At 69.2% G+C, this 13,840-nt stretch carries 12 protein-coding genes; 7 read left to right on the plus strand and 5 right to left on the minus strand.

What is annotated here, in order from left to right; genetic code table 11:
• Window positions 1–77: 77 nt before the first annotated feature.
• A complete protein-coding gene (locus ACIRGA_RS16695) occupies window positions 78–944 on the minus strand; it encodes a LysR family transcriptional regulator (protein ID WP_400941899.1) in 867 nt (288 codons plus the stop codon).
• A 94-nt stretch (window positions 945–1,038) separates the two neighbouring features.
• Between ACIRGA_RS16695 and ACIRGA_RS16700 the strand changes: the two genes are divergently transcribed.
• From ACIRGA_RS16700 to ACIRGA_RS16725, 6 genes are all read left to right on the plus strand, one after another.
• The gene (locus ACIRGA_RS16700) at window positions 1,039–1,572 is read left to right on the plus strand and encodes a cysteine dioxygenase (RefSeq protein WP_400941901.1); all 534 of its coding nucleotides are present in this window, start codon (window positions 1,039–1,041) and stop codon (window positions 1,570–1,572) included.
• A 683-nt stretch (window positions 1,573–2,255) separates the two neighbouring features.
• Window positions 2,256–2,960: a response regulator gene (locus ACIRGA_RS16705; protein WP_400941903.1), complete on the plus strand. Its 705-nt coding sequence runs from the start codon at window positions 2,256–2,258 to the stop codon at window positions 2,958–2,960.
• A 100-nt stretch (window positions 2,961–3,060) separates the two neighbouring features.
• Window positions 3,061–3,561, plus strand: coding sequence for a lamin tail domain-containing protein (locus ACIRGA_RS16710; RefSeq protein WP_400941906.1), 501 nt, complete (start codon window positions 3,061–3,063; stop codon window positions 3,559–3,561).
• A gap of 56 nt (window positions 3,562–3,617) precedes the next feature.
• Window positions 3,618–3,902 carry a multiprotein-bridging factor 1 family protein gene (locus ACIRGA_RS16715; protein ID WP_400941909.1) on the plus strand — a complete coding sequence of 95 codons (285 nt, stop codon included), beginning with the start codon at window positions 3,618–3,620 and terminating at the stop codon, window positions 3,900–3,902.
• A gap of 133 nt (window positions 3,903–4,035) precedes the next feature.
• Window positions 4,036–4,665 carry a lamin tail domain-containing protein gene (locus ACIRGA_RS16720; protein ID WP_400941911.1) on the plus strand — a complete coding sequence of 210 codons (630 nt, stop codon included), beginning with the start codon at window positions 4,036–4,038 and terminating at the stop codon, window positions 4,663–4,665.
• A 296-nt stretch (window positions 4,666–4,961) separates the two neighbouring features.
• Window positions 4,962–8,927 carry a S8 family peptidase gene (locus tag ACIRGA_RS16725; RefSeq protein WP_400941914.1) on the plus strand — a complete coding sequence of 1,322 codons (3,966 nt, stop codon included), beginning with the start codon at window positions 4,962–4,964 and terminating at the stop codon, window positions 8,925–8,927.
• Here the strand turns inward: ACIRGA_RS16725 and ACIRGA_RS16730 are convergent.
• Both ACIRGA_RS16730 and ACIRGA_RS16735 read right to left on the minus strand, forming a co-directional pair.
• Window positions 8,890–9,924 carry a helix-turn-helix domain-containing protein gene (locus ACIRGA_RS16730; RefSeq protein WP_400941917.1) on the minus strand — a complete coding sequence of 345 codons (1,035 nt, stop codon included), beginning with the start codon at window positions 9,922–9,924 and terminating at the stop codon, window positions 8,890–8,892. The genes ACIRGA_RS16725 and ACIRGA_RS16730 overlap by 38 nt on opposite strands.
• Before the next feature lie 110 nt (window positions 9,925–10,034).
• Window positions 10,035–10,385 carry an ArsR/SmtB family transcription factor gene (locus ACIRGA_RS16735; RefSeq protein ID WP_400941919.1) on the minus strand — a complete coding sequence of 117 codons (351 nt, stop codon included), beginning with the start codon at window positions 10,383–10,385 and terminating at the stop codon, window positions 10,035–10,037.
• A 46-nt stretch (window positions 10,386–10,431) separates the two neighbouring features.
• Here ACIRGA_RS16735 and ACIRGA_RS16740 point away from each other — a divergent pair, with 46 nt between their 5' ends.
• Complete coding sequence (locus tag ACIRGA_RS16740) at window positions 10,432–11,775, plus strand: MFS transporter (protein WP_400941922.1); 1,344 nt, start codon at window positions 10,432–10,434, stop codon at window positions 11,773–11,775.
• 29 nt (window positions 11,776–11,804) lie between these two features.
• On the opposite strand, the gene fabI is transcribed toward ACIRGA_RS16740, so the two are convergent.
• Complete coding sequence (gene fabI / locus ACIRGA_RS16745) at window positions 11,805–12,569, minus strand: enoyl-ACP reductase FabI (RefSeq protein WP_400941924.1); 765 nt, start codon at window positions 12,567–12,569, stop codon at window positions 11,805–11,807.
• Window positions 12,566–13,828 (minus strand): beta-ketoacyl-ACP synthase II, encoded by a 1,263-nt coding sequence (gene fabF / locus ACIRGA_RS16750; RefSeq protein WP_400941927.1) that lies wholly within the window; start codon window positions 13,826–13,828, stop codon window positions 12,566–12,568. The genes fabI and fabF overlap by 4 nt, the downstream gene beginning before the upstream one ends.
• Between the last annotated feature and the right edge of the window lie 12 nt (window positions 13,829–13,840).

Raw genomic sequence — 13,840 nt, forward strand, 5'->3', positions numbered from 1 at the left:
AGAGTGGCTTTCGCGACACGCTTCGGCTGCACCACCACGTGCGGGAAACCGCCAACAACCGTCCTTTGTGGACCCGCCTAAGCCCGGATGCTGGCCTGCAGGGCGTCGATCAGCGCGGCGGCGGCCGGCGGGTCGGGCGGGTCCCCGTAGGTGACGGCGTAGATCTGGCGGGGGTCTTCGGCCAGTTCGGTGGCGTGGACACCGGGCATCCGGTGCGCGCGCAGCGCCAGCCGGGGCAGCGTGGTGACGCCCATCCGAGCGGCGACCAGCGCCTGCATGACGACGATGTCGTCGCTGACCAGCGAGATACGCGGGGCGAACCCGGCCCGCCGGCAGATCGTGACGAGTTCGTCCTGACAGCGGGCGCAGCCGCCGATCCAGGTCGAGTCGCGGTGATCGGCGATGGTCTGCCCCGGCTCGCTGGTGAGCAGATAGATCGGGTCCTCCAGCAGATGCACCAGCCGAAGCCCCCGCTCCTCGCGCGGAGTGTCCGCGTACCGGAAGATCAAGGCGACGTCGATCCGCCCCTCCCGCAGCATGCGCAACGCCTCGCCCGGATGTTCGTCCACCAGCCCCAATTCGAGCCCGGGATGCGCGCGGGCCAGCGTGGCGGCCGCCCCGGGGACGATGGTGCTCAGGATCGACTGGAACCCCGCCATCCGGACCCGCCCGGCGCGCAATCCCACCTGCGCCGCCAGCTCGGCCTCGGCGCCTTCGACCCGGCCGACGATCTCGGCCGCGCGGGCGGCGAGCAGTTCCCCTTCGGGAGTGAGCCGGATGCCGCGGCCGATCCGCTGGACCAGCTTCGCGCCCGTCTCGGCCTCCAGCCTCGCGAGATGGTGGCTCACCGCAGGCTGCGTGTAATGCAGTTCCTTCGCCGCCGCGGTCATCGAACCGTGCCGGGCGACCGCCGCCAGCACCGTGAGCTGGACCAGATTCAGCATGGATAAAGAATACCTATGTGAAGGAAAGAACGTCGTCATTGGACGCCGGGCGAACAGCGGGCCACGATGAAAAACGACGGAAGGAGAACAAAAAATGACCGCCGCATCGCCGCCCACCGTCAGACCCGGCCTCGCCGAGCTGATAAAACGTCTGCGCCAATGCACCGGAAGAACGTCCGAACCACTTGTCACCGCGCAGGCCGTGGCCGCCGTTCTCACCGAACTCCGGCCGACTTCACGGCTTCTCACCACGGCGGAACGAGCCGGCTCCCCGGACGGGTACACCCGCACGACGCTGCACACCGAGCCCGCCTTTTCGATCGTCGCCCTGGTCTGGCGGCCCGGCCAGCTCACCGAGATCCACGATCACCTGGTGTGGTGTACATTCCTTGTCCTCCAAGGAACCGAGACCGAGAACATCTTCGACATCGACGGCGACCGGCTGGTCCGGACGGCCCAGCGGCAGCGCCCGGCGGGCTCGGTGAGCGGTGTCGCGCCACCCGACGACATCCACCAGGTGCACAACGCGGGCGACACCGTCGCCATCACTTTGCACGTATACGGCGCCGACCTCGCCAAGGGCACCAGCGTGCGCCGTAATTACCGGATGCGCGCCGCCGCTCGGTAAAAGGCGCAATCATCAGGTCCATTTCGCCTATTGCACCCGGCACCGTATCACCGGCCGATTCCCGGGCATCGCGAAACGGCATACCCGGCGGGGTTGTCACGTGTTCCGGGTGCCGGAGCTTGATCAACGGAGGGTCAGGGACGTCGAGTGTCCCCGATCCTCCGTTGATCATGCTCATGCGCGCCGACCTCCGTCCGAAGTGGACTGCACAGGACAGGCCACAGTGGACGTACCCCGAACGCCGCCATACCGGGTTTCTCAACGAAATCGACCCGGCCGGTACGCCGGGTACCGGTTCGAGGCCGACCCGTCGGATCATCCTTCTCCCCTGGTGACTCGACGACACAACGAGGTTCGGCCTTCGACGTGTCCTGTGCGGCACGTACGTGATCTGTCTCGCCGTTCCGCCGTCCGGCCCAAATCCGGCCGCCTCGGGTGGCGGCTTTTCGCCCTTGTCACCCGATTGCTGGTCCTCACCCGCGAGGTTTAGCGGGAAGATCCATACCGGACCGCGACGAAAGAGGAATCGGCGAAAAATGAGTACCGACGTCGCCGCGGCGGTCGGTTCGACGGATCGCCCGAGCGAGCGAACCTGTTCTCGGCGAATGCGGGCACCGCCCGGCCCGGACCGACCGCACGGCCCGGGGCCACGCCGGGCGCCCGTCGATACCCCAAGGGGAACCATGAACCGCGTCACCACGCTCGTAGTAGACGATCAGCCCCTCATCAGATACGCGCTCAGCAGGCTGTTGCGGGATTCGGCAGGGGTGGAGGCGGTGGCCGAAGCCGCGAGCGAGCCGGAAGCGGTGTGGCAGTGCGAAAAACGCCATCCCGACATGGTCATCACCGAGCTGTCGATCTGGGGCGAGCCCGCCGGGACCGCGATCTGCCGGTTCGTGAAGGAACAGTTCGAACGCGCGAGCGTACTGGTCTTCGCCGGTGATTCGTCGCCATCGGCCATCGCCATGGCGCTGAACGCGGGCGCGGACAGCTTCGTGCACAAGTCGGCCAGCGGCGGCCAGGTGATGTCGGCGGTGCGCTCCACCCTCGCCGGGCAGCGGGTGTGCGTGCAGGCGGGCGGAGCCCCGCCGGCGGTCACCGAGGCCATCCGGTACGCGAGTGCGATGACCAGGCGGGAGGAGGAGATCCTCGCGCTCGTCCTCTACCGGTGGTCGAACGACGAGATCGCCGAAGAACTGCACCTCGCGACGCAGACGGTGAAGAACTACGTCAGCCGGATCCTGCAGAAGCTGGGCTTCGGCAGCAGGCGTGACCTGTTCCGGGCCTTGCGGTTCCGGCCGGGCGGCACCCCGTTGCCGCGGCTGGAGACGACCCCGTGCGAAGGCGAGTTGCACACCGCGGATGGGCTGGCCGGGTACCGAGGCTAGGCCGGGAGGGTGAGCGATGTACCGGAAGTACCGAGACCGCATGAGGTTCGGTACCCGCCGTATCCTGTGGCACCGAGATCGTTTTTCTAGCGTTGCTGTCATGACGAAGCAAGGTTCCCTGTTCCTGCTCCTCGCGCTCGCCGGAACCCTCGCCCCGGACACCGTCCGGGCTTCGTCGGCCAAGATCCACGAGGTACTCAGCGGTCCGGCGGGCTACATCGACCTGCACAACACCGGCGCCACCACCCTCGACATCGGTGGCTGGTCCGTTCAGGCGTGCACGGGCGGGGCCGCGCCAGTCGAGCTGGCCACCATGCCGGCCGGAAGCGAGCTACCCGCCGGTGACCACTTCCTCATCACCGGACAGGCCTTCGGCGGGGCGGTGCAGCATCTCGTCGTCGAGGCGATCGTCGGCGACGGCGAGCTGCTGCTGGACCGGCGCGGGGCCAAGGTCGACAGCGTCGGATGGGCACCGTCGTCGCCCTGCCGCGAGAACCAGGCCGCCACCTTCTGCCCCGGGCTCGCCCAGGCGAGGGACGCCGCCAGCCGCGACACCGACAACAACAAGGCCGATTTCGGCTGCGTACGACCAGTCGCCTGAGAGTTCTCCGTCAGTCCGGTTTCGAATCCGTATGCCAGTACCAGAAAGGTGCGGTCGTGGCCGCGAACAGCGAATGCGGGGAGATGACCCCGTTGTGCGAACTGCTCACCGAACAACGAATCTCGAAAGGATGGTCGCAGTGTGACCTGGTCACGAGGTTGCACACCCTCTCCGGCAACGACAGCGTCACCCGAGAAGAGGTTTCCCGCTGGGAACGCGGAAAACGTATCCCCGGACCGTACTGGCGGCAGTGGCTCGGCGATGTGCTGGACACGTCCAGCCGCGAGCTCGAGCTCGCCGCCGCGGTCGCGAGAAGGCGGCGCCGGACACTTATCGACTGACGGGAAAGTACCGTAAAACTGGCCCCTTCCGATGACGCCACTGCTCTCGGATAATTGTTTGAGTCGGCACCGGCGGAAAAGGTCCCGGCCCGACGGAACAAATCCCCGAAAACCAAGCTGAAAGGAATTTCCCGTGCGACGAATTCTGGGCGCCTCGGCGGTATTCGCGATGCTGGCACTGGGTATGGCCGGCGGTGTCGCGAACGCGGCCGGTGAAGGCCAGGAAACCGAAGCGGCCCCGGCCGTCTCGTCTTCCGTGGTCGTCAACGAGGTCTCGACCCGCGGCCTGAACGGCAATCTCGACGAGTTCATCGAGCTGCGCAACGTCTCGAACCAGCCGCAGGACGTGAGCGGCTACACGATCCGCATCTACTCGCCGTCGAACGTCGTGACCGACACGATCGTCCTGCCCGCGGGCACGATCCTGCAGCCCAAGGGCAACGCCGGGCAGTACGCGGTGCTGGTCGGGCAGAACTTCTCCGGCACCATCGTCGACCAGACCTACGTCATCCCGTTCACGCTGACCGGCGTCGAGGGCATCCCGACCCTCGGTGGCGTCGCGTTGCAGAACATCTCCGGCGCGAAGATCGACGGTGTCGCCTTCAGCAACGCCGTGGTGACCCCGCGTGAAGGCCAGGCCGCCGTTCCGGAGAACGCCCTCACCGATCAGCTCAACGCGGCGAACACCCGCAACATCCTGAGCACCGACACCGACAACAACCGGCAGGACTTCTCGCTCCAGATGCGCACCCCGGGTCTGTAAGTCTCGTAGTACCGACCCGTCAGTCCGGGCCCGGGCCGCCGTCGGCGGTCCGGGCCCTTCCATGGCGGTATCTCGCCAACGGCGACATACCGCCAACGAGAATTGTGTCAATCCGGGAACTCCTGCCTCATCCTCGGGAAACTCCACTTTCGCGGCGGCCGTGTCCACGGCCGCTTCTCACTATCCGAGGAGAGTGAGGCTCGATGTTCCCCCGTTCCCCTCATACGACGAGACACCCCAGACACCTGGTGGCGATTCTGGCGGCCTCCGCACTGGTCGTCCTTTCCCCTCTACCGGTGATCGCGACCCCCGCGACCGCCGCCGTGCCCGGCCCCGCTCCCGTCACCGGGCGGCCGGAAGTCCATCGCGTCACGTTGCTGACCGGTGACGTGGTGACCTACGAACGAGACGGCGCCGGGCACGACAGCGCACAGGTCGAGCCGGCGGTGCGGCCGGACCGGCCGAGCCCGGCGTTCCAGATCACGACCACGGCCGAAGGGCTGATGGTGTATCCGTCCGACGCGCTTCCGTTCGTCGGCAAAGGGTTGCTGAGCCCGGAACTGTTCAACGTCACCGCGCTCGTCGGGGACCGGCGTGACGACACGGCGAGCGCCACGATCCCCGTCATCGTGCGCTACGGCGACCGGGCGGGTCTGTCCGCGCGGACTTTGGACGCGAAGGCGAAGACCCTTCCGCAGACCCAGCGACTCATCCCGCTCGTCACGGCCAACGGAGTGGGAGCACAGGTCAAGAAAGCGGGGACCGCCGAGTTCTGGCGTTCGCTCGTCGCGTTCGACCCGGGCGGGAAACCCGTTTTGAACCAAGGGATCTCCCAGGTCCGGCTGGACAGGAAGGTCCGGGTGGCGCTGGACAAGAGCACCGTGCAGGTCGGTGCGCCGTCGGCGTGGAACGGCGGGTTGACCGGGAAGGGGACCACGGTCGCGGTGGTGGACACCGGGATCGACGAGAACCATCCCGACCTGGCGGGCAAGACGGTCGCCTCCGCGGATTTCAGCGGGGACGGCGACATCGTGGACCGCCATGGCCACGGCACCCACTGCGCGTCGATCATCGCCGGCACCGGCGCGGCCTCCGGTGGCCGGTACAAGGGTGTGGCACCGGACGCGAAGCTGATGGTGGCCAAGGTTTTCGGCGCCTCAGGTGAGGCTGACACCGCACAGGTCATGGCTGGGATCGACTGGACCGTCGCGCAGGGCGCGAAGATCGTGAACCTCAGCCTCGGTGCCGGCGTCAGCGACGGAGCCGACCCGTTGAGCGAACAGATCGACACGCTTTCCGCGAAGACCGGCACGCTGTTCGTGGCCGCGGCCGGGAACAGCGGGCCGGGCGACCGGACCGTCACGACGCCGGGGGCGGCGACGTCCGCGCTCACGGTCGGCGCGGTCGACAGGGACGACAAGATCGCCTGGTTCAGCAGCCGCGGCCCGCGACTGCGGGACGCCTTGGTCAAGCCGGAGATCACCGCGCCGGGCGTCGGGATCGTGGCCGCCCGGGCCGCGGACACGGCGATGGGCGACCCGGTGGACGACTCCTACACGGCGGCGTCGGGCACTTCGATGGCGACCCCGCACGTCGCCGGCGCCGCGGCGATCCTGCTGCAACAGCAGCCAGGATTGGCCGGGCAGGCGCTGAAGAACACCCTCGTCACCACGGCCAAGGACGTCGGCCTTCGCTGGTTCGAGCAGGGAGCCGGGCGTCTCGACGTCGCGCGGGCCGTCTCGCAGAAGGCGACCGGCACCGCCGTCGCGAGCTTCGGCCGTAACGAGCGGACGACCGGGGCCGCGGCGGAGGTCGTCCGGCAACTGTCCTACACCAACGCCGGCGACCAGCCGCTGGCACTGAACCTGAAGCTGACCGTGCAGCCTTGGGACAGCGGCGCCGACCCGGGCACCGGGATGCGCCTGGCGAAGACGAACCTGTCGATCCCGCCGAAGTCGAGCACCACCGTCGACCTCGCCGTGAACCCGAGCGAAGGGACAGCGGGCGTCTACGGTGGCGCCGTGGTGGCCACGACCGCGGACGGGACCAACGCCGTGCGGACACCCGTGAGCACCTACAACGCGGCCGAACTGTTCCCGGTGACGGTCCGGCTACGGGATTCGGCGGGTGGGCCTGCTCAGATCGCGTCGGCTCAGCTGATCGACGACACGGCCGGTGCGGGTAACCGCAACGACCCGTTCCTCGACCAGGTGAGCCAGCAGATCGGCCTGGTCGACGGAGTCGGCCGCGTGCTCGTGCCCGCCGGACGCTATTCGGCGCTCGGCTGGGTGATGGAACGCGGGCTGGCGGTGCGCCGCTGGTCGGCGATGAGCACGGCGCAGGTCGCCGTCACGGCCCCGGCCGAGATCACGCTGAACGCGGCGAGCGCCGTCCCGGCGCGGCTGGTCACCCCCACTCCCACCGACTTGCGGGACCGCACCGTGATGCTGCGGCGCGTGATCCCCGGTGGAGCGGGCGTGAACGGCTACGTCGGTGAAGCCGGGCTGGTCTCGGGTACGGGCTGGGAAGTACGTGTCACCCCCGCGGCGGCCACCTCGGCAGGGGCGATTTCGTTGCAGGACAGCGCGACACTGGCCCAGACCGCGGTCGAGATGGCGATCGTCGGCGGCGGCTCGGCCGGGCTGAACCCCGCGTACGACGTGCCGACGTTGACGGCGAAGTCACCCGGTGAACGCACACTGCCGGTCGTGTTCGGCGGCGCGGGTGACGCGAGTGCTCTCGCCGGCCTCGACGTACGCGGAAAGGCCGTCCTGGCGCGGATTCCGGTCCCGGCCGGGTCACCGGACCCGGTGGGGGCGGTCTCCACCGGCATCGCGAACGCGGTACGCGCGGTGTCCGCCGCGGGTGGGGCGGCGTTGATCCCCTACGCCGGCGCACCGGATTCGCTGAGCATTCCCGGCCTCAGCAGCGCGGTGGTGCCGACCCTGTCCCTCGGCTGGGACGAAGGGGAAAAGCTGCGGACCGCCGGTGCCGTTTCGGTGCGCTTGCTGGTGCGCGCGGCTCCGGACGCGATGTACAACCTCAGCTACCTCGACGCCAACGGGGTGCCGAAGGAGCTCGTCCGGCGGGTCGACCAGAAGACCTTGGTGGCCACGAAAACCGGCTATCACGCCGAAAAACCGGGGCTGACCGGGCAGAAGAACTGGTACGCCTTCCCGACCGGCCTGTGGAAGACGCAAGCGGTACAGGGCACGAAGATCCCGGTTCCGGGCACGTGGACGGAGTACACCGGCCCGGCGAACGATCGGCTGGTCTGGAAACGCGTCGTCACCTTGTCCGGCAACGACACCGCGGGCCGTCGCGCCACGCTGGCCATGAACGCGCAGAACATCTACCGTGCGGGCGAGCGGTCGAGGCCGGACGAATACTGGTTCCGCGCGTCACTGCACAGCGGGTCGGTCGAACTGCCGGCCGACCATCCGGCTCGCTACCCGGCGACGGCCAACGGCTGGACGGTGCTGTGCTCGATGTGCCGCGGCGGCACGGATCCCGACCTGTTCGTCCCCGGCCTGCAGTGGATGGACGGCACGGGCGGCGCCGGTTCGGGCGGGCATTTCACGAATCCCTACGAGAACGCGCGGTATTTCGCGGCGACCACGGCACGGCTGTATCGGGACGGGACCGAGATCCCGCGGTCCAATGCGGACGATCCGCTCGCGCTCGTCCCGGAGTTCCGGCTCGCGGCGGCTCCCGCCACCTACCGGCTGGACGTGACCGACGTGATGCCCGCCCAGGCGCAGGTCGGCAACCCGAGCGGTGTGCTGTTCCAGCACGCACCGAGGACCGACACGTCGTGGACGTTCGCCTCGGCGCGATCCGACGCCGCGGCACCACCGGGGTTCTCCTGCTACAACGCGGGCAAGGCGTGTTCCTTCCAGCCGCTGATCCAGCTGGACGACCGGTTGCCGCTGGATCCCGCCGGTCGCGCACCGGCCGGGCGCCCGTTCACCTTCGACGTGCTCGCCGGATCGCACAGCGGCGCCCGTGGCGGCGGACCGGTGACACGGCTGCAGGTGTCGGCGTCGACGGACAGCGGGCGCACATGGACGGCGGCGGCCGTCCGGCCGGGAGCGAACGGGCTGTGGTCTGTGACGGTGACCCACCCGCGACTCGCGGAGACCGACGGGTTCGTCTGGCTGCGCTCGGAAGCACGGGACAGCTCCGGCAACACCGTGACGCGGACGGTCCAGCGGGCCTACGCGCTCACGGACGTGTCGAAGGTGAATCCTCGCGTTCGCTGACGTCCTCCTCGCCCGTGGGCCGGGTCACCGGCAAGGTGACCCACCCCCGGGTGGCGACCTGGAGCCCGGCCTGGAACCGGGTGGTCGCGCCGAGGGCGGTCATGAGGTCGCGGAGGCGTCGCTGGAACGTCCGGTAGCTCATGCCGAGCTGCTTGGCGATACTCCGGTCCGGCAGCCCCGTGGTCAGCAAGGCGAGCAGGCGGGCGTCGTCGGAAGGCGCGGCGTCCGCCAGCTCGGCCGAGCCGGGCAGGCGCAGCGGAAGCCCGCTCTGCCAAAGGAAAGCGAAGACCGAGCTGAGCGCGTCGAGCAGAGCGCACGGGTGGATCACCAGCGCCGCGCCGACCTCGGGGAGGTCGGACCGCAGCGGCACCAGTCCGACGCGCTGGTCGACCACGATCATCTTGAGCGGGGCGCTGGTGACCACGCGGGCCTCCTCGCCGAGGGCGAGGCCCGGCTCGAGGTCGGATGACAGGTCGTGCATTTCCAGCGCGCCGCGCTCGTAAACCCCGCGAAAGCGCACACCCCGGGCGAGGAGATCGCGTTCGGCGGGGTGCAGCACACTCGGCGTTCGCGCGTAAGGCGGTTTGTCGACGAAAGCGACCTCCCGCTCGGCCGAGCGCAGCAGCTGATCGGCCCGGTCGGCGATATGCGCGTCTCCGTGGACCACCTCGATGAGGTCGACCGGACGTTCACCGGACGTGGCCCGGTACCGCTCGCGCAACCGGTCGGCGACCAGCCGCGCACTCGCCAGTTCCTGTTCCTTCTGCCGGAGCATCGCCTCCAGCGCGATCTCCGGCCGGACCGCCGAATACGCCCGCGCCGGGCCGGGAAGTTCGACGAGCAACCCTTTTTCCGCCAGCCCGCGCAGAATCCGGAGCAGCCGCTGTTCGGGCAACCCGGTTCGTTCCCGGATTTCGGCGACGGTCATCGAACCGGTGCCGGCGAAAGCATCGTAGACCTCGACGTCGATTTCACTCAGACCGATGATGTCCAGCAAATTCTCTCCCGCCGCAGCCGCGGTCGCCTTCGCCCGACCTTACCGCTGGACTCCGGCGGGCAACAGGGACCGCGCCGTTCCCCGGATAGTCCACTGTGGACAAAGCCGCGTCAGTCGTGGTCGGGGATGCCGTGGAGATGGTGGTCGGCCGCGTTCATGACCTCCGCCAGCAGGCGCCGGACGTGCCCGCCACGGGCCCGGTAGAGGATCCGGCGGCCGTCCCTGCGCTGAGTGACCAGTCCGGCCAGCTTGAGCTTGGCCAGATGCTGGGACACCGCCGGACGCGCGATGGCCACCGCGGCCGCCAGTGACGCCACGTCGTACTCCTCGCCACTGATCAGCCACAGCATCCGCATCCGGGTCGGATCCGCCAGCATTCGCAGCGCCGTGGAGGCGGCTTCGACCTGGTCGTCCGGCGGCAGCTGGGACCACTGGCCGACGGATTCGTCATGTGCGTACATGAGCACCTATCATGGGAGGGTCGCCGGACGAGAGGAGCCGTGAAACGTGTCGCTGTCCGGTCATCGTGACTATCGGCATCTGTTCGGGGCGCAGCTGGTCGCGCTGTTCGGCACTGGATTGACGACCGTAGCGCTCGGGCTGCTGGCCTACGACTTGGCGGGGTCCGCCGCGGGCGCCGTCCTGGGCACCGCGCTGGCCATCAAGATGGTCACCTATGTCACGGTGGCACCGCTCGCCGGCGCCTACGCCGACCGGGTGCCGCGCCGCCTGTTCCTCGTCTCCCTGGACGCCGTCCGCGCCCTGGTGGTGCTCGCACTGCCGTTCGTCGACCAGGTCTGGCAGATCTACGTCCTGATCGTGGTCCTGCAATCCGCTTCGGCCTCGTTCACCCCGGCGTTCCAGGCCGTGCTCCCCGACATCCTTCCCGACGAACGCGACTACACGAAGGCACTCTCGCTGTCCCAGCTGGCCTCGACGATGGAAAGCCTCCTCAGCCCGCTCCTGGCCGCCGCCGTGCTCAGCCTCGTGTCCTTCCACTGGCTGTTCACCGGCACCTCGATCGGGTTCGCCGCCTCCGCCGCCCTGGTGCTGAGCACCCGGATCCCGGACGCGACACACAGCGACCGCGCCGGAATCCGGGATCGCGTCCTCGCCGGGATCAAGGTCTTCACCGCCACCCCGCGCCTACGCGGAACGCTCGGCCTCGACCTGGTGGTCGCCGCGGTCGGCTCCGTCGTCATGGTCAACACGGTCAACTACGTCCAAGACACCCTCGGCCGATCCCCGGCCGACGTCGCGCTCCTCCTGGCGGGCAACGGCATCGGCACCATCCTGGTCGCGCTCCTGCTCCCCCGCGCCCTCGACCGCATCCCCGAACGCACCGTCATGCTCACCGGCGGCGGCATCCTCCTCGCGGGAATGACCGGCGCGATCGCACTGTCCACCGCCGGCACCGGCGGCTGGCGCTGGAGCGCGGCACTCACCGTCTGGGCGATCATCGGCCTCGGCACCGGCCTCGTGCTCACCCCCGCCGGCCGCGTCCTGCGCAAATCCAGCCACGCGAGCGACCGGCCCGCGATCTTCGCCGCCCGGTTCTCCCTCTCCCACGCCTGCTGGCTGCTCGCCTACCCGATCGCCGGCTGGCTCGCCACCACCGCCGGATTCACCACCACCTGGCTCGTCCTCGGCGCCATCGGGCTCCTCGGCCTGGCGATCGCCGTCCGTTCGTGGCCACGCCGCGACCCCCTCTTCCTCGAACACACCCATCGAGGCCCCATCGATCCCGAGCACCTCGCCGACGCCGTCCAGGCCGACGACGGCACCTGGAGCCACAGCCACGAGTTCGTCATCGACTCCGACCACCCTCGTTGGCCCGCGATGGCCCGCTGACCGCCCTGCTCGAAGCGTGTGACCGGTGGCTACTGGCCGATGGCGTGGACGCCGCCGTCGGCCCAGACCATCGAGCCGGTCGTCGCGGGCAGCCAGTCCGACAGCAGCGCGCAGACGGTCTTCGCCGCGCCCGTCGGGTCGGACGCGTCCCAGCCCAGTGGCGCGCGCTTGTCCCAGTCGCTCTCCATCTCGGCGAAACCGGGGATGGATTTCGCCGCGATGGTGCGGAGCGGGCCGGACGCGACGAGGTTGGTGCGGACACCACGCCCACCGAGGTCCCTGGCCAGATAACGGTTCACCGACTCGAGCGCGGCCTTCGCGACGCCCATCCAGTCGTAGTCCGGCCAGGCGACGCGCGCGTCGAAATCGAGCCCGACGATCGACGCGCCCGGGCTCAGCAACGGCAGCACCGCGACGGCCAAGGCGTTGAGCGAGTAGGCGGAAACCTGCAGGCTCGCCGAAATATCGGGCCACGGCGCGCCCATGAAGTCGCCCCAGCAGCTCGCCGGCGCGCCCGCGATCGAGTGCACCACCCCGTCCAGGCCGTCGGCATGCTCGCGGACCCGGTCCGCGAGCATGCCCAGCTGGTCCTGATCGGTGACGTCGAGCTCGACGACCGGCGGCGGTTCGGGCAGCCGCTGCGCGATCCGGTTCACCAGCGAAAGCCTGCCGAACCCGGTGAGCACGACCTGCGCGCCCTGTTCCTGCGCGATCTTCGCGATGTGGAAGGCGATCGACGTCTCGGTGATGACGCCGGTGACGAGGATCCGCTTCCCCGCGAGGAGACCGGTCACGATGACCACTTTCGCAGCACCAGCACGGCGTTGTGGCCGCCGAAGCCGAACGAATTGCTCATCGCCACCGAGATTTCGTGTTCCTGCGCGGTTCCGGCGACGAAGTTCATCTCCGTGTCCAGCGGCTTCACGCAGTTGATGGTGGGCGGGGCGACCCCGTCGCGCATGGCGAGACAGGACACGATCGCCTCGACCGCACCGCCCGCGCCGATCATGTGCCCGGTCATCGACTTCGTCGAGCTCACCGGGATCCGCAGTGCGTGCTCGCCGAGCACCTCGCGGATCGCGTGCACCTCGCGTTCGTCGCCGATGGGCGTGCTGGTGCCGTGCGCGTTGATGTACTCCACTGTGGACGGACCGATCCCGGCGTCGGCCAGCGCGGCCCGCATGGCGGCCTTCGCGCCCGCGCCCTCGGGATGCGGCGCTGTCCAGTGGTAGGCGTCCGACGTGGAACCGTAACCGACGATCTCGGCGAGGATCGGGACTCCCCTGGCCAGCGCGTGCTCGGCCTCTTCGAGGACCATGACCCCGGCGCCCGCGCTCATCACGAACCCGTCGCGCTCCTCGTCGAACGGGCGCGACGCGAGTTCGGGTTCGTCGTTGCGCGTCGACAACGCCCGCGCGTTACCGCTTCCGGCGAAGTCACCACGGGTCAGGCAGTTGTCCGCGCCTCCGGCGATCACGACGTCGGCGAAGCCGAACTGGATCCACCGCGCCGCCTCGCCCAATGAGTCGGTGCCCGTCGCGCACGCGGTGCTCTGCGCCCGGCTCGGGCCTCGCGCGCCGAACTGCATGCTGATCTCGCCCGCCGCGTTGTCGATCGCGCCCGCGATCTGCGCGAACGGGCTGACCGAGCGAGGACCCTTGTCCCGCAAGGTATCCGCGACCCCGTGGTTGTAGTTCACCGGGCCGTACCCGCTCCCGACGAGCACCCCGGCGCGCGGCGCCAGCTCCTCGTCGATCGACAGCTTCGCGCATTCCATCGCCTGTGTCGCGGCACCCATCGCGTACAGCGCGTAGGTGTCCATACGGCGGCTGACCTTGTGCGGCACATAAAGGTCCGGGTCGAAACCGCGGACCTCGCCGCCGATACGCGTGTTGAGATCGCTGACGTCGAACGCCTCGATCCCGCGGATTCCGCTGCGGCCGGCGAGCATCGCGGACCAGGTGTCCTCCACGGTGAGCCCCAGCGGGGTGATCGCACCCCAGCCGGTGACCACCACTCGGCGACGCAGGCGCCGTATCTCTTCGAGCACCATCATTCCTCCATT

The sequence above is a fragment of the Amycolatopsis sp. NPDC102389 genome (genome assembly GCF_044765885.1).
Classification (GTDB): domain Bacteria; phylum Actinomycetota; class Actinomycetes; order Mycobacteriales; family Pseudonocardiaceae; genus Amycolatopsis.

Coding starts and splice junctions, on each gene's coding strand:
- ACIRGA_RS16695 (WP_400941899.1), bottom strand. CDS start 944: ATGCTGAATCTGGTCCAGCTCACGGTGCTGGCGGCGGTCGCCCGGCAC.
- ACIRGA_RS16700 (WP_400941901.1), top strand. CDS start 1,039: ATGACCGCCGCATCGCCGCCCACCGTCAGACCCGGCCTCGCCGAGCTG.
- ACIRGA_RS16705 (WP_400941903.1), top strand. CDS start 2,256: ATGAACCGCGTCACCACGCTCGTAGTAGACGATCAGCCCCTCATCAGA.
- ACIRGA_RS16710 (WP_400941906.1), top strand. CDS start 3,061: ATGACGAAGCAAGGTTCCCTGTTCCTGCTCCTCGCGCTCGCCGGAACC.
- ACIRGA_RS16735 (WP_400941919.1), bottom strand. CDS start 10,385: ATGTACGCACATGACGAATCCGTCGGCCAGTGGTCCCAGCTGCCGCCG.
- fabF (WP_400941927.1), bottom strand. CDS start 13,828: ATGGTGCTCGAAGAGATACGGCGCCTGCGTCGCCGAGTGGTGGTCACC.